Genomic DNA, 26,723 nt, shown 5'->3' on the forward strand with positions numbered 1-26,723 from the left:
GGAATTCTTCTTAATCCAACTAAGAAGAATAAAAGAAACTAAACGTAATAAAGTCCATGCCCGGCCATTTGTCGAGACAAAAATTGTCTTTTTTTTAACTTTTTTGGTCTTAATAGGACAAGATTTGTTAGGGTTTATCAAGCCGATAAGTATTTTTTATTATTTTGCAACATTAAATCATATAATATGGTTATCTAATATATTTGTAAGTATTTGTTTTACAGTTAGTTATGCAGATTTTATGGCCACTGTGCACGTTGCCCATAAACCACCACCCTTAAGAATCGAGCAAGCGGCCTTGGCCGTCAAGTGAGGCTGGTGCGGTACCTCATGGCGGCAAGGCAGCGCAGGCGGTGGCGCCTGTGGGCAGGTTGGCTTGAAAAAAATCCTTGGCCCCCCTCCCCCTGCTGGGCCTAAATGAGGTGGATGATTGCATTATTGGATTACGGCTCGGGCAATCTCCGGAGCGTGGAAAAAGCCCTGCAGAAGGTGGGGGCGGAGGTCCGGCTGGTGACCCGGCCGGAAGGGATGCGCGAGGCGCGGGCGGTGGTGCTGCCCGGGGTGGGGGCGTTTGATGACTGCATCCACGCCTTGAGCCGCCAGGAACTGCTGGCGGCGGTGCCGGAGTTTATTGCCAGCGGCCGGCCCTTTTTGGGGATTTGTGTGGGCTATCAGGCGTTGTTTGAGCGCAGCGAGGAGTTCAACAGTTGCGCGGCGGGGTTGTCGCTGTTCAAAGGCAGGGTGGTGCGCCTGAGCGGCGCCGGGGGGTTGAAAGTGCCGCAAATCGGGTGGAATCAAGTCTGGCAGGCGCAAAGCGGTTGTCCGCTGTTTGCGGGCATCCCTGACGGCAGTTATTTCTATTTTGTCCACAGCTATTACCCGCAACCGGAGGATGCCTCCCTGATTGCCGGCCGGACGAGCTATGGCGAAACCTTCGCCTCGGCCATTGCCTGGCAAAACGTGTATGCCACGCAATTTCATCCGGAAAAAAGCCAGGTGGTGGGCCTTCAACTGCTGAGCAACTTTGTGCGCCTGGCGCAGAGATCATAATTCGCCTCCGGCGGCGCTGGGGAGCGGCTTATCGGGCGGATTTCCCTGGGAGGCGCTGTTGCCTTCGGTTGATGCTATATTAGGTGCTTTATGGAAAATGTGGTGATTATTGGAACCGGCTGCGCGGGTTTGACGGCAGCCATCTACACGGCACGGGCCAACTTGAATCCGGTGGTTTTGACCGGCAGCCTGCCCGGGGGGTTGTTGACCACCACCAGCGTGGTGGAGAACTATCCGGGGTTTCCGGAGGGCGTGGACGGTTTTGAGCTGATGGAGCGGATGCAGAAGCAGGCCGAGCGCTTTGGCGCGCGTCTGCGTTATGCCAGCGTGGTGGATTTGGACGTGAGCCGCCGGCCCTTTGTGCTGACCCTGGACGACGGCACGCTGGAAGCGCGCTCGGTGATCATCGCCAGCGGGGCGGGGCATCGGCGGCTGGGCCTGCCCAGTGAGGACAAGCTGGAAAAGAAAGGGGTGACTTACTGCGCCACGTGCGACGGCGCGCTGCCGGTGTTTCGCCACCGGCCGCTGGTGGTGGTGGGCGGCGGCGATTCCGCCTGTGAGGAGGCGCTGTACCTGACCCGCTTCGGTTCGGTGGTGTATCTGGTGCATCGGCGGGATCAATTGCGCGCCTCCAAAATCATGGCCCAGCGCGCCCTGGCCCACCCCAAAATCCAGCCCGTGTGGGACTCGGTCATCACCGAGATTCTGGATGTGGCGCAGGACAAGGTGACCGGCGTGCGATTGAAGAACGTCAAGACTGGCGCCGAGCAAACGCTGGAATGCGCCGGGGTGTTTGTGGCCATTGGGCATGTGCCCAACACGGCGGCTTTCAAGGGCAAAATCCAGATGGACGCCGAGGGATACATCGTGCCGGTGCGCGGCACGGCCACCAATGTGGAGGGGATTTTTGCGGCCGGGGACTGCGTGGATCGCGTGTATCGCCAGGCCATCACCGCCGCCGGCCAGGGCTGTGCCGCGGCCATCGAATGCGAGCGCTTTCTTTCGGCGCAAGCCTGACGGCACCGGCTGTGAAACTGCAAATCACGCCCCGCGAGCTGGCCGAGCAGCTCCAATCCCCGCACCCGCCCAAACTCCTGGATGTGCGCGAGCCGGAGGAATACGCCATTGTCCGGCTGGAGGGGGCGCGGCTGATTCCGCTGGGCGAATTGCTGCTGCGTCATGCGGAGCTGGCGGACTGGAAGGACGAGGAAATCGTGGTGTACTGCCATCATGGCCTGCGCAGCCTGAGCGCCATCAGCCAACTGCGGCATTTGGGCTTTGCGAAATTGCGCAACCTGGCCGGCGGCATTGACCGCTGGTCTCGCGAAGTGGATCCCTCCGCCCCGCGTTATTGAGGGGGCGCCGCGCCGCTGGGGGTTTCCTCGGTCACCCTGGGCCAGCCATCAGCCCCCCATTCCAGGCGGCGCAGGCCCAACGTGGCCGTGCCCCGGCGGCGGGCGTCATAAAAATGGAAGTTCAGCCAGTCCCGCCCGCCCACGGTAATGATGCCGGCATGGCCGGGGCCAATAACGTGTCCCCGGCTCTCCAGCAGCAAAGTGCCGCCGCCCTGATTCATGTCCACCCCCGCCTGGTCACGGTAGGGGCCGGTGATGCGCGGGCTGCGGCCGACGCGCAGGTTGTAAGTGCTGTTGGTGCCGCGGCAGCACAGGTTCCAGTTCACGAACAAATAATAATACTCTCCGCGCCGGTGGATGTAGGGGGCCTCAATTTCCGGGGCGCGGGCGAGCGCATAAAGCGGCGCATGGGGGGCGCGGCGTTTGCCGGTGGCGGGATCCAATTCCACCAGCTTGATGCCGCTCCAGAAGGAGCCAAAACTCATCCACAAGCGGCCCTCAGCATCGCGGGTCACGGCGGGGTCAATGGCGTTGAAATCATTGGTGGGGAACGATTCGAGGACCACCCCTTCATCTTTCCACTGAAAACGCCCGTCCTGCGGGTCCAGGGTGGCGTTGCTCGCCAGCGCAATGGCGGAGCGGTTTTTCCCCCAGCTTGAAATCGAGTAATAAAGCAGAAAGCGGTTGGAGACGGCGATGATATCGGGCGCCCAGAAATGGCCGCGGTGTCCGGGCACGATGTTGGTCACCCAGGCGGGCATCTGCGGCCAGACGCGCGGGCCTTCCTGCCAGGAGACAAGGTTGCTGGAAAACCACGAGCGCAGCCCCACGCCGGTGGCAAAAAACCAGTAGTACGGGCCACATTGAATGATGGTGGAGGGATCATGCGCCGGCGGCTCGGCGCCGCCCTCCCACCGCGGGCCGGCCCCGGCCCGGAGGGTTGAAACTCCGGCCCCGGCCAGGGCGGCCAGGAGAACCGCCAGAATCCAGCGTTGCATGGGGGCATCATGCCCCCGGCCATCCTGTTGGACAAGCAGAAGCGGCAAGGCCCGGCCGGGCCGGATGCCGTGGGTTTTACCCGGCGGCCGCCTGCCGGCGTTGTTCCACCTGGGCGTGTATGGCCCGGGCCACGGCGATGAAGGCCTGGGCGGCGGCGGTGCCGGGACGGCCCACCACCACCGGGATGCCTTGATCGCCACCTTCACGAATCTCAATGAAAATGGGGATTTCGCCTAAAAAGGGCAGGCCTTTGCGCTGGGCCTCCTGGCGGCCGCCCCCGTGCCCAAAGATTTCCAGACGCCGGCCATCGGGGGCGAGAAAGTAGCTCATGTTTTCAATGAGGCCGAGCACGGGGACATGGACTTTATCAAACATGGCGATGCCCTTGCGGACGACTCCCAACGAAGCCTCTTGCGGGGTGGTGACCACCACGCCGCCATCGAGGGGCACGGTCTGGCAGAGCGTGAGCTGGGCGTCGCCCGTGCCAGGAGGCAGGTCCACGATGAGATAATCCAGCGTGCCCCACTCCACTTGAACCAGGAATTGCTGGATGGTTTTGACGATCATCGGGCCGCGCCAAATGACGGGCTGGTCGTCATCGAGGAGAAAACCGATGGACATGAGTTTGACGCCATGCGCGGCGGGCGGCAGGAGCTTCTCATCCGGAGTGATGGTGGGGCGCTGGCGGGTGCCCATCATCAGGGGGATGGTGGGGCCGTAGATGTCACAATCCAGCAGGCCCACCCGCAATCCCTCGCGTTGGAGGGCGCAGGCGAGATTGGCGGAGCAGGTGGATTTGCCCACGCCGCCCTTGCCACTGGCCACGGCCACAATGCGTTCGATGCCGGGGACGCGGGCCTGACCCGCCCAAGGATTGGCCGGCGCACCGGTGCCGCCGCCGCCGGCCATGCGCACATCCACGGCAACGGTCCGGATGCCGGGAAGCTGTTGCAGCACGCGCTCGCAGTCGGCCTTGAGCTGGGCGGCCACGTCCGGGCGGGCGGAGGTCATTTCCAGATGCACGGCCACGGCCTCCGGGGTGACCTGCAGGTGCTTGACCAGGCCAAAGGAGACAATGTCGCGCGAGTAGCCGGGGTATTTCACCGCTTTCAGCGCCTTGAGCACGTCGTCTTGTGTCAACATAAGCCGTATGAGTAAAACCGGAGCCGCGCCGGTTCAGAAGCTAAAAGTGTGCCCAATCCGGGCGGGCGGCAAGGAGGACGGCAGCCCTGGCCCCTGCTCCATGCTGCGGCCTAAGCCGACCCCAAGGCTCCCCAGGGCTGTATTCACAGCGTGAAATGTCAAAAGCCAAACGCCCGGCCGGAGGGCGGCCGGGCGTGGCAGGCTGAAGTGCAAGGCTGGGGACGTTTATTCCGCCGGCAATTCCTTGATGCGCAGGTTGCGGAACCAGACGGTGCCATGATCCCCCTGCAGGAGGATGGGGCCGGGTTCCTTGACCTTGTTGTCAATTTCGCCGCCCGTCGGGCGATCGCACACCACGTTGTCATGGATTTTCTTGCCGTTGAGGATCACCGTGATTTTGTTGCCGATGATGGTGGCCTCACAGGTCTGCCATTCGTTGCCGGGTTTGCTGGCAAAGACATCCGGCGCTTTGAAGGCGTAGAGCGCGCCATTGCCGCCGGGGGCGGGCTTGCCGCTTTTGTAATCGCCGAGGATTTGGATTTCGTGCCGTCCCCGGAGGTAGAAGCCGCTGTTGGAGCCATCGGGCACCAGGTACTCGAAGCGCACGGTGAAGTTCCAGAACTTCTTTTCCGTGAGCAAATCCACGCCGTGATCGCCCTGTTTGATGGTGTTTTTGAGGATGCTGTCCTCCACGGTCCAATAACTCTTGGCGTTGGGATTGCGGAGCTTCCAGCCGGTGAGGTCTTTGCCATTGAAGAGCGGCACAAAACCTTCCTCGGCGTCGGCGGCCCAAACCTGGCCGGCCAGAGCCAGCCCCAGGATCAAAGTGCACAAGGTTTTCATGGAATGCAGGGAAGCGTTTTACTTCTGTTGGGTTTTGGGTTCACAGCTTTCCAGTCCCAAGGCCCACTTGATGCCGCCCAGAATGTGCTTCTGGTAGTCCCGCGCCACTTCCGGCGGATTCCGGCGGTCTTTCCATTCCGGGTCCCAGACATCCTCGCGGTGCCCCAGGGAGGTGTAGAACACCCGCCCCTTGCCATAGGTCTTGTTCCAGGAAATCGGATAGTACCCCGGGGTTTTGTTATTAGGATGATTATTCAGCGAGAGCAGGTTGTGCACCTTGGTGCGATCATAGCTCTTGAACAAATAGATTTCGTCATACACCGTGAACTGGCTCGTTTTGAAATGCCGGCAGGCTGAGCACTCGCGGTCTTCGACGTTGGCGTCCACGCTCACCTGGGCGCCGTGGGATTCAAACTCGCCGCCAATCATCTCGATGAACGGCCGGAAACCGTGGAAGGTGTCGGTGGCGCTGTGCATGCCCACAAAGCCGCCGCCGGCGGCGATCCAATCCAGGAAGCCCTGCCGGTCCGGGATGGGCAGATCGCCCGTGGTATTGGCAAAGATCACCGCGTCGTAGTTTTTCAAATTCTGCGGGCTGAGCTTGGTCAACACTTTCCGCATTTCTTCGTTCCAGGCCTTCCGCGCGGCCTCGTAGGCGGCCTGCTCCTGTTTATACTTCTCTTTTTCGGCGTCGGAGGCGTCATTGCCGGGCCGCTTGGGCGCCCGCGGTTCGTTGGGGGGCTGGCTCACATACTCCACCGTAAAGGCGCCGCTTTCCTTGGCCAGTTGGCCGATGACCTTTTCCGCCACGGGAATGGAGCTGTGGCGGAAGCCGGTGGTGGTGGTGACGACGAGGACTTTTTTGCCCTGGGCGGCAGCAGGCAAAGCTATGCCCGCCGCCAACAACGCGGTCAAAAGAATGGATTTTTTCATAATTAAACGTCGCGGTACTCTATCCAGAGGACGCCCCAAAGGCCAGAACTATTCAACGAGAGTTAAGGCCGGGCTGGGGCCGTCCCCGGGCGCTTTCCCCGCCAGCGATGCAGGCTGGGGCGGCGGCCCATCAGCATTTGCCACTTGCCACACGCCGGGGGGCGGCGCATGTTTGGGGCGAAATTCCAACAGCCATGAGCAAAAGTGAAGCGCACTGTGCGGCCATGAAAACTCCGTCCTCCAACCCTCCCCGGAAACGCGGCGTAAGCCGGCGTGAATTTCTGAATACCACCACCACGGCGGCGGCGGTGTCCGCGCTGGCCGGCGTGGCGCTGCCCCATGTGCATGCGGCGGAGGACAGCACCATCCAGATGGCCCTCATCGGCTGCGGAGGGCGGGGGAGCGGCGCGGCGGCCGATGCCCTGCGCTCGACAACGGGGCCGACCAAACTGGTGGCGATGGCCGATTTGTTTGAAGACCGGCTCACCAGCGCCCACCGCAACTTGAGCCAGGCCTTTGGCGAGCGGGCGGATGTCCCGCCGGATCACCGGTTTGTGGGTTTCGACGCCTACCGCCATGCCATTGACAGCCTGCGTCCCGGCAGTGTGGTGCTGCAATGCACCCATGCGGCGTTTCGGGCGCAACATCTGGAATATGCCATCCAGAAGGGCATGCATGTGTTCATGGAGAAAACGTTTGCCGCCGATCCCGTGGGCATCCGGCGCATCCTCAAGGCGGGCGAAGCGGCCGCGGCCAAAAACTTGAAAATTGCCTGCGGCCTCATGTGCCGCCATTCCTCCGCCCGCCAGGCGCTCATCGAGAAAATCCGGCGGGGCGACCTGGGGGAGATTCATCTCATCCGGGCCTATCGCATGGACAGCGGCTACCTCATGGGACCGTACAACGGCAAGGAAAACGAGCTGCTGTGGCAAATTCGCCGGCCGTACCAGTTTTTTTGGGCGTCGTCCGGCATTTTCATCGAGCTGATGATTCATCAGGTGGATGAATGTTGCTGGATCAAGGACGCCTGGCCCATCAGTGCCCATGGCGTGGGAGGGCGCGCCCCCGGGGTGGCCGACGCCAGCCAGAACCTGCACTCCTACGGCATTGAATACACTTTTGCCGATGGCGCCCGGGCCTTTGTCACCGGCCGTTATCTGCCCAAATGCCACAGTGATTTTTCGACTTACCTGCATGGCACAAAGGCCGCCGCGCAATTCAGCGGCGACATTCACGCCCCCACCGTGCGCGTCTATAAGGACCAGCGCATCACCGGTGACAACGTCGCGTGGCGGCCGGATAAAGAGACCAAAAGCCCCTACCAGGCGGAATGGGACGTCCTGCTCACGGCCATCCGGGAGGACCGCCCGCACAACGAGGTGCAGCGGGCGGCCTACTCCAACCTCGCGGCCATCATGGGCCGCGCCGCAGTGCACATGGGGCGCATCATCACGTGGGAGGAAGCCCTCAACTCCACTTTTTCGTTCTATCCGGATGTGGATAAACTCACTGCCGACAGCCCGGCACCGGTGCGCGCCAACGCCCAGGGCTACTATCCCGTGCCCGTGCCTGGCCAGTGGAGTGAAATCTAAGACCTGCGGCCCCGCGCGCGGCCGCAACAATGGCATAGGCAAAGGGGCAATTTGGGGCTAGAGTAGAAAGGATGATTGGGTTGTGGAAGCAACATCCTTTGCGCGACATTGCAGAGCGGGTGGACGCCGGCCGGCGCCTGACGGAGGCGGAGGCCCTGCGGCTTTTTCAGTCGCGTGACTTGCATGCCTTGTCCGCTCTGGCCACGCAGGTGCGGGAGCGGTTGAACGGCCTGCGCGCCAGCTATATCGTCAACCGCTACATCAATTACTCGAATTACTGCATTCTCTCCTGCCAGTTTTGCGCCTTTGCCCGCAAGAAACGCAACGGCGACGGTTTCGAGCTGACGGTGGAGGAAATCGTGGCCAAGGCGCGGGAGGCGCTGGGCCTGGGCATCACCGAGCTGCATATCGTGGGGGGGCTGCATCCGAGCCTGCCCTACAGTTATTACCTGGAAATGTTGCGCGCGCTCAAGGCGCTGGACCCGCGGCTGCACCTCAAATGTTTTACCGCCATCGAGGTGTTGCATCTGGCCATGCTCGCCAAAAAACCGATGGAAAAAGTGCTCGAAGATTTGAAAGCCGCCGGCTTGGACTCCCTGACCGGCGGAGGCGCGGAGATTTTCCGGCCCGCCGTGCGCGAGGCCATCGCCCGGGGCAAGGAGCCGGCGGCGGATTACCTGCATGTGCATCGCACCTGGCACCGGATGGGGGGGCGGAGCACCTGCACCATGTTGTATGGGCACGTGGAAACGTTGGAGGACCGGGTGGATCACCTGCGGCAGTTGCGGGCGTTGCAGGACGAAACCGGCGGATTCTGCGGCTTCATCCCGCTGCCCTATCAGCCGGAAAACAACGCCATCCCGGTGGCGCATCCGCCGTCGGGATTTGATACTCTGCGGACCATGGCGGTGAGCCGGCTGTATCTGGACAACATCCCCCACCTGACCGCCTACTGGGTGGGGCTGGGGTTGAAACTGGCGCAACTGGCGTTGAGCTACGGCGCGGATGATCTGCACGGCACCATCGTAGAGGAGCACATTTTTCGCATGGCGGGCGCCAAGACGCCGCAGTTGCAAACCGAGCTGGCCATGGTCAAGGCAATCCGCGAGGCCGGGCTGGTGCCGGTGCAGCGCGACACGTTTTATCAGCCCCTCAAAGTGTGGGACGGCCCCACGCCGCGGGTGGTCACGCCCACGGCGGCGGCAGCCTCGATTCTGCAAAACAATCTGGCCACGGCCTGAACCATGAGCGGCGATGCTCCCATTCCCCGGCTGCGCCTGGCGCCGCGTGAGACGCTGGAAGAGTTGATTCACCGCGAGGAGCGCATTCACCGCGCCGAGCAGCTTCAACGGGAGGCCGGACTGGAAAACTCCCTGGCCCCTTTTCGCGTGGGCACGGTGCCCTATCTCAACGGCGTGCCGTTGACGCGGGGGCTGGAGGAGCAGGTGATTTACGCCACGCCCGCCAAACTGGCGGAAATGCTGCGGCGCGAGGAGCTGGACGCGGCTTTGGTCAGCGTCACCGAAGTGCTGTTGACCGGGCGTTATGATGTGCTGGACGGGATTGCGATTGCCTCGCTGGGCGAGGTGTTGAGTGTGCTGCTGGCGCATCGGGTGCCCCTGGAGGAGGTGCGGGAGGTGCATTGCGATCCGGCCTCGCTGACCAGCGTCAACCTGCTCAAGGTGCTGCTGGCGGAGCGGGGATTGCGGCCCGCCTTTGTGCCGTTGGCGGACTATGCGGCCGCCGCCCATAAGGAGGCGGTATTGCTGATTGGCGATGCCGCGCTGGAGTTTTTGCTGGGGCCGCATGAGCATCAAATCTGGGATTTGGGCGCCGCATGGATGGAGCTGACGGGCAAGCCGTTTGTGTACGCCGTCTGGGCGCTGCGGCGGGGGGTGGAAAATGAGCGCCTGCGCCGCCTCCTGCGCGAAGCCAGGGCGTTCGGCATGGAAACGCTGGATTACATCATCACCAGCCGCACCGAGTTCAATTACAACTTCCGCAAGGATTACCTGACCTGGCATCTGCACTATCACCTGGGCAGCGACGAAAAGGCCGGCCTGGCGCGGTTTGGCGAGCTGCTGGAAAAGCACGGCCTGGGGCCGGTGTACGCGCCGGTGTACGTGTATTGAGTTAGTCCCACTTCCGGCTTTGAACCTTTGCATGCCTTGGCTTCCGGCCTGGGCGCGCGACTTCAACCAGGGGCTTTTTGCGTGCCGGGGGGGGTGACGCACTGCCTTCCAAAGGGGGGCCGGGATTCTCGGGGCTTTTCTGCGCAAACTTTTTTTGCGGAATCCGTACGCATAGGTAATAATTGGGGTAATGATGGCTATTAGCAGAACAGATAAATGCCTCGCGGTACCGCCCAGCCGGAGCGGGGCCGGACGGCACGGCATGGTCCTATGAATACGACGATTGCCGCCCCCGCGCGCCCGGCTGCGCCGCCGTTGGAAAAGGCGACGACGGCCGGCAACTATTTTGTTTCGAATTATCCACCCTTCTCGTGCTGGAAGCCGGAGCGGGTGGCCGAGGCGCTGGCGGCCATTGGCCGTCCCCCGCAGCCCGGCACGCCGCTGGGGTTGTATGTGCACATCCCGTTTTGCCGCAAGCGGTGCCACTTCTGTTATTTCAAGGTGTACACAGACAAGGATTCTGCCGAAATCCGGCACTATCTGGACGCGGTGGGGCGGGAGCTGGAGCTGTACGCCCGCCAGCCTTTCGTTGGCGGCCGCAAACCGTTGTTTGTTTATTTCGGCGGCGGCACCCCTTCCTACCTGTCGGTGGAGCAGTTGCGGCATCTGGTGGGCCATTTGCAGCGGCTGCTGCCGTGGGACGAAGTGCAGGAGGTGACCTTCGAATGTGAGCCGGGGACGCTGACGGATCACAAGCTGGCAGCCATCCGTGAGCTGGGCGTCACGCGGCTGAGCCTGGGCATTGAGAATTTCGATGATCACATTTTGGAGATCAACGGCCGGGCGCATCGGTCCCGGGAAATTGAACGCGCCTACCGGTACGCGCGGCAGATCGGTTTTCCGCAGATCAACATTGATCTGATTGCCGGCATGGTGGAGGAGACGGAGGAAAACTGGCGGCAGTGCGTGCGGCGCACCCTCGAGCTGGCGCCCGACAGTGTGACCATCTATCAGATGGAAATACCCTACAACACCACCATTTACCAGCGCATGAAGGCCGAGGGCAAACTGGTGGCGCCGGTGGCTGATTGGGAAACCAAACGGGCGTGGGTCAAGTACGCTTTTGCCGAGCTGGAGGCCGCGGGGTACACCGTGGCCAGCGCGTACACGGCCGTCCGCGAGCCCGCGCGCACGCGCTTCATTTACCGCGATGCCCTCTGGCAGGGGGCGGACATGCTGGCGCTGGGGGTGGCCTCCTTCTCGCACATTGGCGGGACCCATTTTCAAAACCTGCACGATTTCGAGCCGTATCTGGCCCGGCTGGACGCCGGCGAGCTGCCCATCTACCGGGCCTTGACGCCTACGTCGCAGGAACGGCTCATTCGCGAGCTGGTGTTGCAATTTAAGCTGGGACGGGTGCGCCGCAGTTATTTTCAGCAGAAGTACGGGGTGGACATTGCGGCGGCCTTCGTGGAAGCCTTGCAACGCCTGGAGGGATGGGGGTTCCTGGAGCGGGCGCCGGACGGCGATGAACTGCGTTTCAACCGCGACGGCCTGTTGCAGGTGGACCGCCTGATTCACGAGTTTTTCCTGCCGGAGCACCGGCAGGTGCGTTATGCCTGAAGCCGCTTTGATATGCCTGCCCTGCTAAACCATCCGCCAGTCCTCCCCGATACGGCCGCGTGGAAGCGCGGGCCGGTCACGGCCTTGGAATGGTGGCGGTGGTTTGGGCAGCAGCAGGGGGTGGAGTTTCCGCGGCCGCAAGCTGTGCCGCCGGCGGCACTGCCCGCGCCGTATCGGCAGTTGCTGGCGCACGGGCAGGACATGACCTCCACCCTGGAGCGGTTTTATCAAACGCGGCTGGCCCTGCGCCCGCTGCGCCGGGAACGGCACGGGCCGTTTTACGTGCGCGAGGTGTTGCTGCTCACGGCGGCGGGGGTGCCGGTGGAATATGGGGTGATCTGCGTGCGCTTAAACGCCTTCCCACCGGCGGTGCAGGAGGAGATTCTGTCGGAGCGGCTGCCGCTGGGACGGCTGTTGCAGGATCACGAGCAGCCCTGTGTGTGCCGGCCCCAGGAGTTTTACCGGCTGGCGCCGCATCCCTATCTGGAGGCGCAGTTGGGCATCCGCCCGGCGCCGGAAGCCTACCATGGGCGGCGCAATTTGCTGTTAAACAGCGAGCACCGGCTGCTGGCTGACGTGCTGGAGATACTTTCCCCGGTGGCGGAGCGGACCCCGGGCCCGCTGCCGGTGGATTATAGCGCCCAGTTTGGGCAATGGATGACGGAGGAGAAGTCCCTATGAAAACGGAAACCACTTACGATGCGTTGGTGGTGGGCGCCGGTCCCGCTGGCTCCACCGCGGCGGCGCTGCTGGCGGAATATGGGCATCGCGTGCTGGTGCTCGAACGCGAGAAATTTCCGCGCTACCACATTGGCGAGTCGCTGCTGCCGTTCACCTTTTACCCGCTGCAACGGCTGGGGCTGATTCCGGCGATGCGCCAGTCGGCCTTCGTCAAGAAATACAGCGTGCAGTTCATCAGCACCTCCGGCAAGGCCGCGCAGCCGTTTTACTTCTTCACCCGTTACGACGCGGACGTGGCGCAGACGTGGCAGGTGTTGCGCAGCGAGTTTGATTTGTTGCTCATGAACAACGCCCGCGCGCGGGGGGCGGAGGTGCGGGAGCAAACCACCGTGCTGGATCTGCTCCGCGAAGGGGAGCGCGTGGTGGGCGTGCGCGCCGCCGGACCGGACGGCCGGGAATACACCGTGCGCGCGCGGCTCACTCTGGATGCCACCGGGCGCGACGCCCTGGCGGCCGGGCGCTTCAACTGGCGCGTGCGCGATCCGTACCTGAAAAAGTTTGCGGTGTGGACGTATTATGAGGGCATCCCGCGCCCGGAGGGCATTGACGCCGGCGCCACCACGGTGGCGTTTCTGCCCCAGAAAGGATGGTTCTGGTACATCCCGCTGCACGGGGACCGCATCAGCGTGGGCGCGGTGGCCGAGGGGCCGTACCTCACCCGCGACGGCGTGCGCGAGCCGGAGAAGATGTTTCAGCGCGAAATCCAGAACAACGCCTGGATTGCCGAGCAGCTCAGCAAGGGCCGGCAGGTGGGGCCCTACTATCTGACCAATGAATTCTCCTATCGCTCGCGTTATTGCGCGGTGGACGGGCTGGTGATGCTGGGGGATGCCTTCGGTTTTCTGGATCCGGTGTTTTCCTCCGGGGTCATGCTTGCGCTCAAGAGCGGCATGCTCGCAGCCGACGCCGGGCACGCGGCGCTGGTGGCGGGGGATGTCTCGGCCGGGCGATTTGCGGAGTACAGCCAGATGATGCGGCAGGGCATTGAGAACATGCGCAAGCTGGTGTACGCATTCTATCAGGAGGGCTTCAGCTTCCGTGATCTGACCGACAAATACCCGGAGGTGCAGGGGGACATCACCGACTGCCTCTCCGGCGACGTGAACAAGGACTTGAGCCGTCTGTTTGAACGCGTGGCCGAGTTTGCCCAGGTGCCTGAACCGCTGCCGTATGGCGAAGTCCTGGCGCCCGAAATGGCGGCCGTCTGACGCCCCGGCCATGCGTTACACCATGCCCTCAGAATTCGTTCATCGCCGCCGCGTGGAATTTGCCGAGACCGACATGGCCGGCATCATGCACTTCAGCCATTTTTTCCGCTTCATGGAAAGCGCCGAGCATGCGTTTTTCCGCTCGCTGGGCTTTTCTGTGGCGCGGCCGGGCGGGGATGACCGCCTGGGGCTGCCGCGGGTCCATGCGCGGTGTGATTTCCTGGCCCCGCTGCGGTTTGAGGATGAAGTGGAGATCCGCCTGCGGGTGGCCAAAAAAACCCGCCGCAGCCTGACCTACCAATTTACCCTGCGCCGCGTGCAGCCGGCGCCCGAAGTGGACGCGGCGCGGGGGGAAATCACGGTGGTTTGCGTGGAACATCGCGCGGACGGCACCCTTAAAGCGGTGCCGCTGCCCGAGGTGATTGCGCGGGCCATCGAAGCTGCGCCGCCGGAGGAAAGCCCCGGGCGTGCCGGGGCGGCCGGCGCCAAACCACGTCGTTAACCTTGTTCCATGTCCATGCCACAATCGAATAGCTCAACGGATTCCACCTGGTTGGTGTTTGCCCTGATGACGGTGCTGTGCTGGGGGTTGTATGGCATCTTTCTGCACCACGGCCAACTGGCCATGCAAGACCCCGCCCACGGCCGCATGAAAGCCTTCCTCTGTGTGGGGCTGGCGTATTTTCTCACTGCCGTGCTTGCGCCGCTGGCCCTGCTCATGGCCCAGGGCGCTTCATGGCATTACCCGCTCAAAGGTTTTTCGTGGTCCCTGCTGGCGGGGGTCGTGGGGGCGGCAGGCGCGCTGGGGGTGTTGCTCGCCTTCGGGGCGCGCGGCACGCCGGCGGTGGTGATGTCCATCGTTTTTGCGGGCGCGCCCATTGTCAACGCCGTCGTGGGGCTGCTGTTGCATCCCCCGGCCGGCGGATGGGCAAAATTGCCGCTGCCGTTTTTGCTGGGCATTGTGCTGGCCGCCACGGGAGGCGCCCTGGTGACGTTGTACAAACCCGCCCCGGCGCCGGCCAAGCCCGCGGTCACCACCACGGCGTCGGCGTCTTCTGCTGCCAAACCCCTGGCTCCATGAGTGCCTGGCCGGCCATGGCCCTGCCCGCCGAAGAGCCGCTCCCGGAATACCTGACGCGGCCGGAGCTGCAACGCCTCCAGTGCGAGAAGCTGCGGGCCTTGCTCCAGTTGGCGCGCGCGCAAAATCCTTTTTACCGGCGCAAGTGGGAGGGGTTGGACATGCCCGAAGCCGGGGAGGATGCGCGGGCGTTGTTGCAACTGCTGCCTTTCACCACCAAGGCCGAGTTGCTGGCTGATCAGCAGGCCGCCCCGCCCTACGGCACCAACCTCACTTTTCCCCCCGAGCACTACTTCCGCTGCCATCAGACCAGCGGCAGCACCGGCGCCACGCTGCGCTGGCCCGACACCCGCGAAAGCTGGCTGGCCATGCTGGACGCGTGGGCGCAGATTTTCCGCGCGGCGCAGGTCACGCCGCGCGACCGCCTCTTCTTTGCGTTTTCCTTTGGGCCCTTCATCGGTTTTTGGAGCGCGTTTGAGGCGGCCGAGCGCCTGGGTTGTTTCTGTTTCCCCGGCGGCGCGATGAACAGCGAAGCCCGCCTGCGGGCGTTATTGGACAACCATTGCACGGTGCTGCTCTGCACCCCCACCTATGCCCTGCACCTGGGGCAGGAGGCGCGCGCGGCGGGTCTGGACCTTGCCGCCAGCCGCATCCGGCTCATCATCACGGCGGGGGAGCCCGGCGGCAGCGTGCCGGCGGTGCGGGCACGTTTGAGCAGTTTGTGGAACGGGGCGCGTGTCTTTGATCATCATGGCATGACTGAAACGGGGCCGGTGACGTATGAATGTCCCGCCCGCCCCGGGGTGTTGCACGTGATGGAAAACCTGTTTGTGGCGGAGGTGGTGGATCCAGCCACCGGCCAGCCCGGCGTGACCGAGGGCGAGCTGGTGTTGACCACCCTGAACCGGGTGGGCTCTCCGGCGATCCGCTACCGCACCGGGGATCGCGTGCGCGTGGCGCCCGAGGGCGTGTGCGCCTGCGGCCGCCATCTGCTGGCGCTGGAAGGCGGCATCATCGGGCGGGCCGATGACATGGTCATTGTGCGCGGGGTCAACGTTTATCCGGCCGCGGTGGACAACTTGATCCGGGGCTTCAAGGACGTGGCCGAGTATCGGGTGCATTTGGTGCAGTCCGGCGCCCTGCCGGAGCTGCTGGTGGAGATTGAACCGGCGCCCGGAGTTTTGTATCCCGAAACCCTGGCCCAACGCCTGCGTTGCGCTTTTCACACGGCGCTGGGCTTGCGCGTGCCGGTGCGGCTGGCGGCTCCGGGCACGCTGCCGCGCTTCGAGATGAAAAGCCGGCGGTGGGTCAAAACCCTGGGGGAGCCGTTGACCTCGGGCGAATCCCCGGACAAATTTCCCGTCTTTCCCGTTTAAGCCAGGCGAGCGGGTGGGGCTGATGGCCTCGCCACCGGCCCCTTGGCCCCTCGGCAGCACCAGGCTGGCCATTTCCGCGGCTTGACATGAGAATCTTCATTGTTAGGCTCGCCGGCTCCATGTTATAGTATGGGCTTGCGGCGCGGGCGCCGTCCGGCATCGGCGGGATGAGGCGGGGCGTCGCAGGCAAGGCAAACACTAAATATGAAACGGACTCTTCAACCGTCGAAAATACGCCGGAAGCGGCAACATGGTTTTCTGGCCCGCAATTCTTCCAAGAGCGGGCGCAAAGTACTGGCCAACCGCCGGCGGGTGGGGCGCAAGCGTTTGACCCCCGTCTAAGCCCCGGGAGGCCGGCATGATTCCAGCCGCGTCCCAAGGGTTGCCGCGGGAACGGCGACTGCGCCGCCCGGGTGAGTTTGCCCGGTTGCGGGAGGAAGGCCGCCGCCTGGTGGTGGGCTGCCTCATTATGAACTGGCAGCCCGCTCCGGAGGGCGCCGGCAGCCGGCTGGGGGTGGTGACCTCGCGGGCGCTGGGCGAGGCCGTGGTGCGCAACCGCGGCCGGCGCCTGATGCGCGAGGTATGGCGGCGGCATCAAAACGATCTGCGCCAGCCGGTGCACATGGTGCTGGTGGCGCGGCCGTCGCTGGCCACCAAATCTTTTGGGCAGGTGGAGGCCGATTTTATGCAGGCCCTCCGCCTGGCCCGTTTGTTGAAAGACTTGTGAACCTGGCCCAGGCCATCGTGTGCGGGGGCATCCGGCTGTATCGCGCCGTGATGTCGCCCCTGCTGCATGCGTTGTTGGGGCCGGCCTGTGGCTGCCGTTTTACGCCCACCTGCTCCGAATATGCCCTGCGGGCGGTGGAGCAGCATGGGGCGGCCCGCGGCGGCTGGCTGGCGTTGCGGCGCGTGTGCCGGTGTCATCCATGGGGCGGGGCGGGGCTGGATCCGGTGCCGCCTGTCGGCCGGCCGGCCGCGAGTGGGAAAGCTTAAAGCATGGATCGCAAAGCTGTCATTGTTCTCATTGTTTCGTTTCTTCTGCTGGTGGCGTGGTATCCGCTGGTCAATCTGATTTACCCGCCCAAGCCGCTGCCGGAGCAGACCAATGCCGTCAGCCGCGCCAGCCAGACCCATGGGGTGACCGTCGCAACCTCGGCCCCACCCTCGGCCTTTTTATCCGCGGCGCCCACCAATCTGCCCCCGCGGCCGAAGCCCGGGCCGGAGGCGCCGGAAAAGCTCGAGCGCCTGGTGCATGAGGGTATCACCTACATCTTCACCTCGCACGGCGGCGGGTTGAAGGCCATCGAGCTGGACCCGAAGAAATATCCGCAAACCATCCGCCGCAAGAAAGGTGAACAGGCCCAGGAGCCGGGCGTGGTGTTGAATCGCGGCGCGCTGGCGCCGGTGCTGGCGCTGGGCGGGCATCCCGCGCTCGAGGAGGACGGCATTTACGAGCTGCAGCGCGTGGGGCCGGGGGTGCGCGCCGAAAAAACCCTCAGCAACGGCCTGCACATCGTCAAGGAATTCCTGCCTTCCACCAATTACCTGGTCAAGGCCCTGGTGCGCATTGAAAACCGCGGCCCTCAGCCGGCCATACTGCCCACGCATGAAGTGCTGGCGGGCACGGCGTCCCTGGTGCATTCCCGGGAGGAGGTGATGCAGTTGGGCGTGTTTGTGCGGGATCCCAAACGCACCAAGCACCTGGACGAGGGCTGGTTTGCCAACCGCACGCTGGGCTGTTTTCCCGGCACGCCGCGGCTGGTCTATCGCTCCGAGGGCGAGCCGGTCACCTGGGTGGCAGCCCACAACCGTTTCTTTGCCCTGGCCGCCATTCCGGCCCAGCCGGCCGCCGAGGCCGTGGCGCGCAAGGTGGACCTGCCGTTGGGGGAAAAAGACCCCGTAAAGAACACCGGGTTTGAGGCCGCGCTGGTCTTTCGCGGCCAGACGGTGGAGCCGGGCACCTCGGTGGTGCATCACATCACGCTCTATGTCGGCCCGAAGGAGTACAACGGCCTGGCCCGGCTGGCCGAGCAGATGAAGAATGACCTGGACCACCTGATGAAGTTCAACGGGTTCTTCGGGTTCTTCTCCAAGGTGCTGCTGCTCTCCATGAACGGGCTGCATGACGCCTTCAAGCTGCCCTACGGCCTGGCCATCATCGTCATTACCATCATCATCAAGCTGCTTTTCTGGCCGCTCACCAAGGCCAGCACCCGCTCCATGAAACGGCTGGCCGAGCTGCAGCCGGAGATGAACAAGATCCGGGAAAAATACAAGGATGACCCGCAGAAGATGAACCGGAAGATGATGGAATTCATGAAGGAGCACAAGGTCAGCCCGTTGGGCGGCTGCCTGCCGATGCTCATTCAGATTCCGGTGTTTTTCGGGTTTTATTTCATGATCCAGAGCGCCATTGAGCTGCGCGGCGCCTCCTTTCTGTGGGCGTGGGATTTGTCGGTGCCGGACACTGTGGCCACGCTGGCGGGCTTCCCCATCAACCCGCTGCCGCTGATCATGGGCGCCACGATGTTCTGGCAGGCCAAACTGACGCCGCCCTCGCCGGGAATGGATCCCACCCAGCAGAAGATCATGCAATACATGCCGCTGATCTTCCTCTTTGTGCTTTATAACATGTCCTCCGGCTTGACTTTGTATTGGACGGTGCAGAACATCCTCACGATCGTGCAGACCAAAATCACCAAGACCCAGGACGCGAAAAATCAACCGTCCACCCCCGCGCCGGCGCCGGCGGCGCCCGGGCGCCGCAAACCCTGAAGCCGGCCGGCGCGCTCCCTTTGCTTATGCCTGCACAACCCAAACTCATCCTGGAAACCCTGCTTCAAACCCTGGGCTTCGAGGCCACCGTCGAGGAACATCAGCTCGACGACGGCCTGCTGCTGGACGTCAAAACGGACGATTCCGGCCGGCTCATTGGACGGCAGGGGCAAACCCTCTCCAGCCTCCAATACCTGACCAACCGGCTGATTTTCCAGCAAGATCCGCACGCGCCCAAGGTCACCGTGGATGTCGCGGGTTACCGCAGCCAGGCCCGCGAAGCCCTGGTCAAAAAGGCGCTCGCCGCGGCGGAAAAAGTGCATCGCTGGGGCGATGTGGTGGAGCTGGAGCCGATGAATGCCTTTGATCGCCGGATCGTTCACAACGCGCTGAAAAACGATCCGCGCATTGAGACCAGATCCGTCGAGGTCGAGGGCACCGACAAGAAGGCCATCCTGCTCCGCCCCAAGGCCCAAGCCTAGGGCCGCGTTTTCCGGCTTCACCGCGGCGGCAGACCCGCGCGCGCCTTGACTTCACGCAGCATGCGCTGCCAGTGCCGGCGCAAAAACGGCGGATGGCACAGGCTGTCCAGCACATACGCCCGGTCCGCCCGCGCCAGATCCAGCGTGGCGGTGATCATTTCCTCCTGATACCATCCGGCCTGGGCCAGCGGCAGGCCGTGGGGTTCACGAATGAACGAATCCCCGCTTGATGTCTGCAAACCATCCGGCGATTCCCCCACCGTGTTGGCCACGCAATGAAAGATTTTGGTGTTGGGGCCCACGGGCTGTTGCGCCCGTCCCGAGGTGCGCTTCCACGTCACCGCCTCGATTTCGTCCGAGCTGCACGAAGGATGAAAGAGAATCTGCGCTCCCGCCATGGCCGGCAGGCGGTACAACTCCGGGTGTCGTCCATCCCGGCAGATCACCAGCGTGCACCAGAGGCCGTCCAGTTGAAACAGCGCCAGTTTGTTTCCGCCCCGGCAGTATTTCTTTTCATCACGCCCGGCCATGTTGACCTTGGCATATTCATAGGTGATGCGTCCCTCCGGGTTGATCACGTGGGCCAGATTCAGATAGCGCGCCCCCGCTTTTTTCAGGGTGCCCACGATGGCCCAGAGACCCGCCTGCCGCACCGCCTGGCAGACGGTTTCCAGGGCCGCCTCCACCTGCGCCGGACGCAGGGTAATCGCATAAGGGAAATAGTAACTGGTCAGACACGCCTCCGGAAACAGGACCACCCGGCTGCCGGCCGCCGCCGCGGCCTTCAGATAATGGAGGATGCGCTCCAAATTGTACTCCAGCGGTTTGGCCCAATGCAGTTGGACGCACGAAACTTGCAGGGTTTTGGGAGGTTGCATAATTCAGCGAGCCAGAGCGTAAGCCTGAAAAACCCCGCTGCCAAGTCTGCTTGTGGGAATGTTTTCGGAAGTACGCCCCGCGTGTGGAGGGCGGCCAGTTTGCCCGGGCAGGGGAGACGGGGCCTGGGCGGGCCGGGCGCGTAATAAATGGGGCCCTCCGAGGCGCTCTGGCCGTCGGGAAATAGCCTTTTTTCGGGGGGCTTGCCTTGGAGAAATGACTTTGGCTTGGAAATTGCTTTCTCAAAGTTGCGATTGGTGTGTCCTTGTGGCACTTTATCGGCGGCTGGAGTAGCAAGCCTGCCTTCTACTCGCCCACAACCTGGGGTTGGCAACGCGGCCCCGGTGGTGTATAAACGTACGTGAATAGTTTAATATTTATTAAAATGCGCCCGCTCCACTGCCTCGATCCAGGCCGGAATAGCAGCCTTGTTGCATTTCTGCTCACGCTCCTGCTGGCTGCTCCTCTGGTCGCCCAGACCCATTCCCAGGCCATCGTCCGGTTGCTGCCGGCCGCGGAGGGATGGCGGGTCAGCCTGGATGGCAAGGCGTCCATGCCCCTGAAGGATTTGGCAGCCGGGGTTTTAATCAATGGTGTTCAAGTAACCCCCCCCGGGGCGGAGGGCATGGCCAGCGTGACGGCGGCCGAGCGGGACGTGGTGCTGGAGGTGGAAGGTTTCAAGGATTGGACGGCGCAGTTGCCCAAGGGGCAGGCGTTGCAGGTGCGACCGAACCCCAAAATGCAATGGTTGGACGCGCAGACCCCCAGCGAGAATACTGGCGAGGTGACCTTAAATCTGCCCGATGGCGCCAGGGCCGTCCTGCGCGGGGCGTCCAGCGCACGGTTTGATCTGTTCAAGGATGGTTCTTACTACCTGGCGGGCCGGGGACGGATTACGGCCACGGATGCCGACGGCTTGAGCCGGGAGTTGTCCCCGTTTGTGCCCCCCATGGTGGGAGGGCCGTTGCAGCGCACATCGGCCAATGGCAAGTCGGCGGGGCGCCTGCAACGGCTCACACCCTTGCTGGAAGTGGCGATGGGCGGCAAGGCGGACAGCGCGGTGGAAATTTACATCGGCAAACAGCGCTACACCCTCAACGCCCAGACGCCGCAGGTGGTGGAACTGCCCAACGGCACGCAACTGGAGCTGGCGCAGAATCCTGGCTCGCGTGTGGTGGAATGGCGGCTGCGCAAAGGCATGTGCCGGGTGTGGGTGGCGGGTTTTGATTGCTGGAGCGCGTTTCTGATTTCCGAGCAAAGCCTGGGCTCCCTGTGGAATCTGGACAAGGGGGCGGTGGACACCGCTAACACGACGGCCACCAATCTTTTTCCCACGGCGCGCGAGGTGCTGGTGCGGATTGCCAACCGGTTCTCGGCCAGTGTGCCCGGCGGCACCACCTTCCAGTATATTAATGTACAGAACTGCTCCACCTTCGTGGCCTCGGCGGATGGGCCGGTGGATTTCTTCAATCCCATTTCCCGCCAGATCACCCGGATTGGGAGCGAGAGCAGCGCCACCTTCCGCAGCGGCGTGGTGGCGGCCAGTCCCAACGCGCCGTTCAATTCGATTACCATGAACTGGGACGACGGCGGCGAATTGCGCATCAGCGGGACGGCGGGCGATTTCAAGGTGGCCCCCAAGACCCGGCAGGTGTTGCGGGGGGACAATGACAGCCAGTTGGCGGTCAACTACACTGACACCGGCCTGATTGAAATCCAGTCGGTCAGCAGCGCTTATCAAATTGATTTGCGGCCTTTGAAAGACTGGCAGGTGCGGATGGGCGAGGGGGACGGCCTGGGAGTGATTTACGACAGCAAGACCGGCGTGTTTTATGGCACCGCCAACCCGGCCAACAGCGCGCCAGTGGTATTTCAAACCCCGGAAGGGTATGCCCCGCAGGTGAATCCGGGGGGCATGATCACGGTCATCACCACCCAGGGAGGGGCGCTGCCCTCGCGGCTGATGGGCAGCGTGGTGTTCTACGAGCAGGCGGGCGTGGGGGGCGGCACAGTCTTTGGTTCTGCCGTGCAACCGAACCTGTTGCCGGTGGGGGCGGCCTCCTTGAACACCTTTGGCCACCCCAACAACATGATTGATCCGTCGCGCGTGCCCCAGCCAGGCGCTTCGGTTGTTGGCGGCAAATAACCCCGAAGTCCCTGAAGCACCGTGGCGCCCGAAGTAACAGCAGTCACCCGCAACCGAAGTACCCCCAGCCGATGGCTGGGCGCCGTGCTAGCCCTGGCCGCCAGCCTGGGGGGGGTGTCCGCGCAAACGGGGCGGGGTTACATCATGCAGACGCTGCCGTATCCCGCTTATAGCACGCCGGAGACGAGCGCCTACAACCTCAAGTGGGGCAAGATGATTGCCCGGGTGCATGCCAGCACGCAATTCGAGTACAACGACAATATCAATCTCTCGGAAACCAATCCCCGCAGCGACTTCAGCATCGCCCCCAACCTCGGGGTGGGATTCATGTATCCGGTGAGCAAAAACAACCTGCTGCAGCTCGATTTGGGGGTGGGCTATCGCTGGTATCTGAACAGCCCGGGCATCAGCTCGCTGATGTTGGCCCCCAACTCGCGCATGGACTACCGGGTGTTCATCAACGATTTGAGCCTCAATTTTTACGACAACATCAGCGTGCAGGCCGATCCGGTCTCGCGGCCGGAAATCAGCGGCGTGAGCGGACGCGACTTTATCAACTTCCGCCGCCTGCACAATCTGGCCGGGGTGATTGCCGAGTGGCGGCCCTTCCGGCAGTGGGGTTTTGTGGGCGGGTACAGCCACACGCTGGACCGCAGCCTGACCAGCGAATACCTGGAGCTGGATTATGACCAGCACACCTTCAGCCTGGGCACGATGTACCAGGCCAGTTCGCGGCTGATGCTGGGCTTGAACAACGCCTACGCGATGACGTTTTACCGGGACAGTTTCCAGAACGATGGCACGACCTACACCATCGGCCCCTTTGTGACGTGGGAGGCCACGCGGTTCATTCTGGTGGATGCCTCGGTGGCCTACAGCCTGGCCACCTATGACACCAACAACCGGATTGCGGACAGCTCGGACTTCCAGGGAGTGGTGTTTCAGTTGGGGGTGCGGCACCGGATCAACCGGCGCATGAACCAGAACCTGCGGGTGGGCCGCACGGCCGGGTTGGGCTTTGGCAGCAACTACACCGAGATGTACAGCCTGCAGCATGGTTTCTCCTGGCAGCTCAACCGCGCCCTGAGCCTGAACACGATCTTCTCCTATGAGCACTACCAGGCCTCGAATGTGGGCGGGGACAGCGGGGATCGTTACATGACCTATGTGGGCCTGAATTATTGGCTGACCAAGACCTGGAATGCCACGCTGGCCTACAGCTTTGCGCTGAAGGACTCGGCCATTGCGGAGCGGGATTACACCCAAAACCGGTTGACACTGGAATTGCAAAAGCGATTTTAATTTATGCGCATGAATGGACGACAGGCCATGCGGGCCATGCTGCTGCTGGGCGTGATGGCGGGACATCTCCTGGCCCAGAGCGGGGCCTCCAACGCGCCGGCCGCAGTCGCCACCAATGCGCCGGTGCGCCCGGGGGACGATTTTCGCCTGGGGGTGGGCGACAAGCTGCTGTATTGGATTGAGGATGACCCGGTGAAGGGGGCCGAGCCGGACACGATTACCGTGAACGCCCTGGGCAATGCCACCTTCCGCGTGACGCGCGGCTCCGACCTGTCCATCACCCTCAATGTGGCCGGCCGAACCCTGGCGGAGACGGCGGCCGAGATCAAACGACGGCTGGATGCGGATTATTATCACGATGCCAAGGTGAAGCTCGAATTGAAGGAGACCACGCCGCGGTTTGGGCAGGTGTTGTTCATCGGGCGGGGCACCCGCGGCAACATGCTGCAACTGGTGCCCGGGGAGGAGAAACGCATCTTCGAGGCGGTGTTTCAGGTGGGCGTCAACGAGTGGGCCAATTTGCGCAAGGTCAAACTGATTCGCGTGAACCCGGCCACGCAGAAGACCGAGACGCGCATCATTGACCTGGAGGAGATCAAGCGGGGCAACCGCGCCAACAATGTCATTTTGCAGCCCGGGGACATCATTGACGTGCCGGAGCGCACCTTTAACTTCGGGGGCTGAGGCACACCATGAGCGAAAACGCCACCGCGGAAGTCCGCAGCGCGGACAGTTTTGACACGCCCCTGATGGACCGCATCAACCTGTATTTTCGGTTGCGGCGGTACATCAAGATGCTGGCGCGGCGGTGGTTTATTTTGCTGCTCACCGTGGCGCTGGGCGTGGGCATTGCGGCGCACCGGGCCTATAACCAGCCCAAAATCTACCGGGCCATTTCCAAGATTGGCATCGCTTCGCGGGTGGTGACGCCCTTCGACAACAAGGCGGCCGTGCTGGTGGACATCAACAGTTTCTACGACACCCACCTGCAATACCTCGAAAGCACCAAGGTGCTGGAGCGGGTGCTGGCCAAAATCCGCGCCGATGAACGTCTGGCCGGCATGAGCGGCCCGGTGAGTGCCAGCGCCACCAAGGGATTGGGCTTCTTCCTGATCACCGTGGATGCCACCAACTTCCTGTTTGCCCAGCAGTACGCCCTGCACTGGGCGCGGGAATTCATGAGCTTCAAGGAGGAGCTGACCGCCAGCACGGTGGATTTGAGTCTGGCCGAGACCCAGCGGGAAATTGAGCGCTACGAGCGCAAGCTGGAGAAAGCCCGCCAGGACCTGCTGGCCTTCCAGGTCAAGCACAACATCGCCAGCGTCAAGGAGACCGCCGACGCCGCCCAGCAGCGACTGGACAAGCTGCTGGACGAAATGACGGCCGTCCAAACCCTCCGCCAGCGCCTGGAGAACAAGTCCAGCCGGGATTTGTTGAAGGGCGGCATGGTGGAAACGCGCCGCCTGCCCGAGCGCTCGACGGCCGACTCCTCCAACCCCACCCCGCAAAGCGGCGACACGTTGGAGCGGTTGTTGAGCGAAAGCAAATACGCCGAGCTGGAATTCCGGCTCCTGAGCAAGGAGGACGAGGTTAAAAAGTACTCCGCCACCCTCAAGCCGCAGCATCCCTTCATGAAAAACCTGCTGGCGGAGGTGGACAAGCTCAAGCGCGAGATGCAGTACCAGTTGGATTTGATTGAAGACAAACGCCTCGCTCGCATCGAGTCGCTCAAGCGCGACGAGGAAAGTTACAAGCCCTTGATTGAAGACCTGCGCAAGCAGGTGTTTGAGTCGCGCAACATCCAGAACCAATTTGACCGGCTCAAGAGCGACGAAAACGACATCAAGAATGAACTGGAAAGCCTGCGGCGCAAGGCGCGCGCCCTTGAGGCCAGCAATACGCGGGGCGACAAGGAGCTGGCCATCCTGGAAGAAGGCATTGGCTCGCCCCTGCCCATCAGCCCCAACCGGAAGAAAATCATTCTCATGGGGCTGCTGCTGGGGCTGGCGGCCGGCTGCGGCATCATCTACTTGCTGGACAAACTGGATGACCGGCTGGAACTGGCCGAGGACATTGAGGCCGAGCTGGGGCTGCCCATCTTGGGGCAGGTGCCGCTGCTGACGGGCAAACAGTCCAAACAGCGCATTCTCATTACTCAGATGGAGGAGCACAGCATGTTTGCGGAATCCATCCGCGTGGTGCGCTCGGGCATCATGCTCGGAGTGGAAAGCCCGCAAAAACAGTTGCAACTCATCACCAGCGCCGTGCCGGGCGACGGGAAGACCACCTTCTCGGTCAATTATGCCATCACCCTCGCGCTGGCGGGCAACCGCGTGCTCGTGGTGGATGCGGATTTGCGCCGTGGCAACGTCAACGGCTTCTTTGGACTGGAGCGCGACCAGGGGCTGGCCGAGGTGCTGGGGGGCGAGGTGCACTGGCTGGATGTGGTCAAGGACACCCCCGTGGCCCAGCTCAAACTGGTGACCACCGGCCGGCTGCCCGGCAACCCCGGCGAGCTGCTCATTGGCCCCATCACCGCCCAATTTATCCGCGAAGCCCGGCAGCAATTTGACTTCATCGTATTCGACTGCCCGCCGCTGACCGCGATTGACGACACCTTCGCCCTGGCGGGCCATGCCGACGGCCTGTTGTTTGTGGTGCGGGCGGGCAAGACCTCCATGCGTTTCGCGCGCAACGCTCTCAACGCGGTGCAGCAGCGGGGTGCCCGCATCTTCGGCGTGGTGTTGAACGGCATCACGGCCGACAACCCTTACTACTATTACAATTATTATTATCACGGCTACTACCGCAGCCGTGACCGCAAGTCGCAATCGGCTCCCGCAGCCGCGGACGTCAAACCCGGCAAAACCATGCCCCCGCCGCGCAAAGGGGGAAGTGCTGCCGGCGCGCCGGCGCCCGCCGCAGAAACCAAACAAGGTTAAGCCGCGCCCGTGCCCGCACGCGGAGCAGCCGCGGGGGGCACCAGCCGTTTCCCGCAGTGGCCGGGGTGGGCCATCGAGTCTGCTCCCCCGGCGCGCGTCCCAACTGGGCGGGAGTCTTTCCTTTTCG

General features: G+C 63.1%; 26 protein-coding genes. 21 read left to right on the forward strand and 5 right to left on the reverse strand.

Translation table 11 applies throughout. The features are described from left to right. Positions 1 to 426: 426 nt before the first annotated feature. From hisH to N3J91_01060, 3 genes are all read left to right on the forward strand, one after another. Positions 427 to 1,050: an imidazole glycerol phosphate synthase subunit HisH gene (hisH, locus tag N3J91_01050; GenBank protein ID MCX8155032.1), complete on the forward strand. Its 624-nt coding sequence runs from the start codon at positions 427 to 429 to the stop codon at positions 1,048 to 1,050. Positions 1,051 to 1,140: 90 nt separating this feature from the next. After that, complete coding sequence (trxB, locus tag N3J91_01055; GenBank protein ID MCX8155033.1) at positions 1,141 to 2,067, forward strand: thioredoxin-disulfide reductase; 927 nt, start codon at positions 1,141 to 1,143, stop codon at positions 2,065 to 2,067. Positions 2,068 to 2,078: 11 nt separating this feature from the next. After that, positions 2,079 to 2,405, forward strand: a complete 327-nt coding sequence (locus N3J91_01060; protein MCX8155034.1) for a rhodanese-like domain-containing protein — start codon at positions 2,079 to 2,081, stop codon at positions 2,403 to 2,405. Here the strand turns inward: N3J91_01060 and N3J91_01065 are convergent. The 4 genes from N3J91_01065 to N3J91_01080 all read right to left on the reverse strand — a co-directional run bounded on the left by N3J91_01065 (position 2,399) and on the right by N3J91_01080 (position 6,323). Further along, positions 2,399 to 3,403 (reverse strand): arabinan endo-1,5-alpha-L-arabinosidase, encoded by a 1,005-nt coding sequence (locus tag N3J91_01065; protein MCX8155035.1) that lies wholly within the window; start codon positions 3,401 to 3,403, stop codon positions 2,399 to 2,401. The two genes, N3J91_01060 and N3J91_01065, sit on opposite strands and share 7 nt — an antisense overlap. Before the next feature lie 76 nt (positions 3,404 to 3,479). After that, complete coding sequence (locus tag N3J91_01070; protein ID MCX8155036.1) at positions 3,480 to 4,547, reverse strand: Mrp/NBP35 family ATP-binding protein; 1,068 nt, start codon at positions 4,545 to 4,547, stop codon at positions 3,480 to 3,482. A gap of 225 nt (positions 4,548 to 4,772) precedes the next feature. Continuing rightward, positions 4,773 to 5,390 (reverse strand): DUF1080 domain-containing protein, encoded by a 618-nt coding sequence (locus tag N3J91_01075; protein MCX8155037.1) that lies wholly within the window; start codon positions 5,388 to 5,390, stop codon positions 4,773 to 4,775. Between the two features lie 18 nt (positions 5,391 to 5,408). After that, positions 5,409 to 6,323: a ThuA domain-containing protein gene (locus tag N3J91_01080; GenBank protein ID MCX8155038.1), complete on the reverse strand. Its 915-nt coding sequence runs from the start codon at positions 6,321 to 6,323 to the stop codon at positions 5,409 to 5,411. 224 nt (positions 6,324 to 6,547) lie between these two features. Here N3J91_01080 and N3J91_01085 point away from each other — a divergent pair, with 224 nt between their 5' ends. The 14 genes from N3J91_01085 (at position 6,548) to N3J91_01150 (ending at position 19,330) form a co-directional block, all read left to right on the forward strand. Beyond that, positions 6,548 to 7,915, forward strand: a complete 1,368-nt coding sequence (locus N3J91_01085; GenBank protein MCX8155039.1) for a gfo/Idh/MocA family oxidoreductase — start codon at positions 6,548 to 6,550, stop codon at positions 7,913 to 7,915. Positions 7,916 to 8,013: 98 nt separating this feature from the next. Next, positions 8,014 to 9,156 (forward strand): aminofutalosine synthase MqnE, encoded by a 1,143-nt coding sequence (gene mqnE, locus N3J91_01090; GenBank protein ID MCX8155040.1) that lies wholly within the window; start codon positions 8,014 to 8,016, stop codon positions 9,154 to 9,156. A 3-nt stretch (positions 9,157 to 9,159) separates the two neighbouring features. Next, positions 9,160 to 10,047: a menaquinone biosynthesis protein gene (locus N3J91_01095; protein MCX8155041.1), complete on the forward strand. Its 888-nt coding sequence runs from the start codon at positions 9,160 to 9,162 to the stop codon at positions 10,045 to 10,047. Between the two features lie 270 nt (positions 10,048 to 10,317). Beyond that, positions 10,318 to 11,670, forward strand: coding sequence for a coproporphyrinogen III oxidase family protein (locus N3J91_01100; GenBank protein MCX8155042.1), 1,353 nt, complete (start codon positions 10,318 to 10,320; stop codon positions 11,668 to 11,670). Between the two features lie 12 nt (positions 11,671 to 11,682). Beyond that, positions 11,683 to 12,351 carry a hypothetical protein gene (locus N3J91_01105; GenBank protein ID MCX8155043.1) on the forward strand — a complete coding sequence of 223 codons (669 nt, stop codon included), beginning with the start codon at positions 11,683 to 11,685 and terminating at the stop codon, positions 12,349 to 12,351. Further along, positions 12,348 to 13,619, forward strand: coding sequence for a tryptophan 7-halogenase (locus N3J91_01110; protein ID MCX8155044.1), 1,272 nt, complete (start codon positions 12,348 to 12,350; stop codon positions 13,617 to 13,619). The genes N3J91_01105 and N3J91_01110 overlap by 4 nt, the downstream gene beginning before the upstream one ends. A 22-nt stretch (positions 13,620 to 13,641) precedes the next feature. Next, complete coding sequence (locus N3J91_01115; GenBank protein ID MCX8155045.1) at positions 13,642 to 14,121, forward strand: acyl-CoA thioesterase; 480 nt, start codon at positions 13,642 to 13,644, stop codon at positions 14,119 to 14,121. A gap of 9 nt (positions 14,122 to 14,130) precedes the next feature. Beyond that, entirely contained in the window at positions 14,131 to 14,700 is a 570-nt protein-coding gene (locus tag N3J91_01120) for a hypothetical protein (GenBank protein ID MCX8155046.1), read from the forward strand. Further along, positions 14,697 to 16,073, forward strand: a complete 1,377-nt coding sequence (locus tag N3J91_01125) for an AMP-binding protein (GenBank protein MCX8155047.1) — start codon at positions 14,697 to 14,699, stop codon at positions 16,071 to 16,073. Before N3J91_01120 ends, N3J91_01125 begins: the two co-directional genes overlap by 4 nt. Before the next feature lie 204 nt (positions 16,074 to 16,277). Next, entirely contained in the window at positions 16,278 to 16,415 is a 138-nt protein-coding gene (rpmH, locus tag N3J91_01130; GenBank protein ID MCX8155048.1) for a 50S ribosomal protein L34, read from the forward strand. Between the two features lie 16 nt (positions 16,416 to 16,431). After that, positions 16,432 to 16,800 (forward strand): ribonuclease P protein component, encoded by a 369-nt coding sequence (gene rnpA, locus N3J91_01135; GenBank protein ID MCX8155049.1) that lies wholly within the window; start codon positions 16,432 to 16,434, stop codon positions 16,798 to 16,800. Then, entirely contained in the window at positions 16,797 to 17,066 is a 270-nt protein-coding gene (gene yidD / locus N3J91_01140; protein ID MCX8155050.1) for a membrane protein insertion efficiency factor YidD, read from the forward strand. The genes rnpA and yidD overlap by 4 nt, the downstream gene beginning before the upstream one ends. 3 nt (positions 17,067 to 17,069) lie before the next feature. Beyond that, entirely contained in the window at positions 17,070 to 18,848 is a 1,779-nt protein-coding gene (yidC, locus tag N3J91_01145; GenBank protein ID MCX8155051.1) for a membrane protein insertase YidC, read from the forward strand. A gap of 26 nt (positions 18,849 to 18,874) precedes the next feature. Beyond that, positions 18,875 to 19,330: a KH domain-containing protein gene (locus N3J91_01150; GenBank protein ID MCX8155052.1), complete on the forward strand. Its 456-nt coding sequence runs from the start codon at positions 18,875 to 18,877 to the stop codon at positions 19,328 to 19,330. 17 nt (positions 19,331 to 19,347) lie between these two features. On the opposite strand, the gene N3J91_01155 is transcribed toward N3J91_01150, so the two are convergent. Further along, positions 19,348 to 20,208, reverse strand: a complete 861-nt coding sequence (locus N3J91_01155) for a carbon-nitrogen hydrolase family protein (protein MCX8155053.1) — start codon at positions 20,206 to 20,208, stop codon at positions 19,348 to 19,350. A 383-nt stretch (positions 20,209 to 20,591) separates the two neighbouring features. Here N3J91_01155 and N3J91_01160 point away from each other — a divergent pair, with 383 nt between their 5' ends. From N3J91_01160 to N3J91_01175, 4 genes are all read left to right on the forward strand, one after another. Next, a complete protein-coding gene (locus N3J91_01160; protein MCX8155054.1) occupies positions 20,592 to 22,352 on the forward strand; it encodes a hypothetical protein in 1,761 nt (586 codons plus the stop codon). A gap of 84 nt (positions 22,353 to 22,436) precedes the next feature. Then, positions 22,437 to 23,654 (forward strand): hypothetical protein, encoded by a 1,218-nt coding sequence (locus tag N3J91_01165; GenBank protein MCX8155055.1) that lies wholly within the window; start codon positions 22,437 to 22,439, stop codon positions 23,652 to 23,654. A gap of 9 nt (positions 23,655 to 23,663) precedes the next feature. Further along, positions 23,664 to 24,338, forward strand: a complete 675-nt coding sequence (locus N3J91_01170) for a hypothetical protein (protein ID MCX8155056.1) — start codon at positions 23,664 to 23,666, stop codon at positions 24,336 to 24,338. Between the two features lie 8 nt (positions 24,339 to 24,346). Beyond that, positions 24,347 to 26,596 carry a polysaccharide biosynthesis tyrosine autokinase gene (locus N3J91_01175; protein MCX8155057.1) on the forward strand — a complete coding sequence of 750 codons (2,250 nt, stop codon included), beginning with the start codon at positions 24,347 to 24,349 and terminating at the stop codon, positions 26,594 to 26,596. The last annotated feature ends 127 nt before the right edge of the window (positions 26,597 to 26,723 follow it).

It is taken from the genome of Verrucomicrobiia bacterium (genome assembly GCA_026414565.1).
Classification (GTDB): domain Bacteria; phylum Verrucomicrobiota; class Verrucomicrobiia; order Limisphaerales; family Fontisphaeraceae; genus Fontisphaera.

What these genes read in the sequence shown, in the direction of transcription:
- N3J91_01075 (MCX8155037.1), bottom strand. Translation starts at nt 5,390, where the DNA reads ATGAAAACCTTGTGCACTTTGATCCTGGGGCTGGCTCTGGCCGGCCAG.
- N3J91_01085 (MCX8155039.1), top strand. Translation starts at nt 6,548, where the DNA reads ATGAAAACTCCGTCCTCCAACCCTCCCCGGAAACGCGGCGTAAGCCGG.
- N3J91_01070 (MCX8155036.1), bottom strand. Translation starts at nt 4,547, where the DNA reads ATGTTGACACAAGACGACGTGCTCAAGGCGCTGAAAGCGGTGAAATAC.
- N3J91_01100 (MCX8155042.1), top strand. Translation starts at nt 10,318, where the DNA reads ATGAATACGACGATTGCCGCCCCCGCGCGCCCGGCTGCGCCGCCGTTG.
- N3J91_01170 (MCX8155056.1), top strand. Translation starts at nt 23,664, where the DNA reads ATGAATGGACGACAGGCCATGCGGGCCATGCTGCTGCTGGGCGTGATG.
- N3J91_01115 (MCX8155045.1), top strand. Translation starts at nt 13,642, where the DNA reads ATGCCCTCAGAATTCGTTCATCGCCGCCGCGTGGAATTTGCCGAGACC.
- N3J91_01095 (MCX8155041.1), top strand. Translation starts at nt 9,160, where the DNA reads ATGAGCGGCGATGCTCCCATTCCCCGGCTGCGCCTGGCGCCGCGTGAG.
- N3J91_01175 (MCX8155057.1), top strand. Translation starts at nt 24,347, where the DNA reads ATGAGCGAAAACGCCACCGCGGAAGTCCGCAGCGCGGACAGTTTTGAC.
- N3J91_01105 (MCX8155043.1), top strand. Translation starts at nt 11,683, where the DNA reads ATGCCTGCCCTGCTAAACCATCCGCCAGTCCTCCCCGATACGGCCGCG.
- N3J91_01110 (MCX8155044.1), top strand. Translation starts at nt 12,348, where the DNA reads ATGAAAACGGAAACCACTTACGATGCGTTGGTGGTGGGCGCCGGTCCC.
- N3J91_01150 (MCX8155052.1), top strand. Translation starts at nt 18,875, where the DNA reads ATGCCTGCACAACCCAAACTCATCCTGGAAACCCTGCTTCAAACCCTG.
- N3J91_01160 (MCX8155054.1), top strand. Translation starts at nt 20,592, where the DNA reads ATGCGCCCGCTCCACTGCCTCGATCCAGGCCGGAATAGCAGCCTTGTT.
- N3J91_01120 (MCX8155046.1), top strand. Translation starts at nt 14,131, where the DNA reads ATGTCCATGCCACAATCGAATAGCTCAACGGATTCCACCTGGTTGGTG.
- rpmH (MCX8155048.1), top strand. Translation starts at nt 16,278, where the DNA reads ATGAAACGGACTCTTCAACCGTCGAAAATACGCCGGAAGCGGCAACAT.
- yidC (MCX8155051.1), top strand. Translation starts at nt 17,070, where the DNA reads ATGGATCGCAAAGCTGTCATTGTTCTCATTGTTTCGTTTCTTCTGCTG.
- trxB (MCX8155033.1), top strand. Translation starts at nt 1,141, where the DNA reads ATGGAAAATGTGGTGATTATTGGAACCGGCTGCGCGGGTTTGACGGCA.
- N3J91_01155 (MCX8155053.1), bottom strand. Translation starts at nt 20,208, where the DNA reads ATGCAACCTCCCAAAACCCTGCAAGTTTCGTGCGTCCAACTGCATTGG.
- hisH (MCX8155032.1), top strand. Translation starts at nt 427, where the DNA reads ATGATTGCATTATTGGATTACGGCTCGGGCAATCTCCGGAGCGTGGAA.
- N3J91_01065 (MCX8155035.1), bottom strand. Translation starts at nt 3,403, where the DNA reads ATGCAACGCTGGATTCTGGCGGTTCTCCTGGCCGCCCTGGCCGGGGCC.
- rnpA (MCX8155049.1), top strand. Translation starts at nt 16,432, where the DNA reads ATGATTCCAGCCGCGTCCCAAGGGTTGCCGCGGGAACGGCGACTGCGC.
- N3J91_01125 (MCX8155047.1), top strand. Translation starts at nt 14,697, where the DNA reads ATGAGTGCCTGGCCGGCCATGGCCCTGCCCGCCGAAGAGCCGCTCCCG.
- N3J91_01080 (MCX8155038.1), bottom strand. Translation starts at nt 6,323, where the DNA reads ATGAAAAAATCCATTCTTTTGACCGCGTTGTTGGCGGCGGGCATAGCT.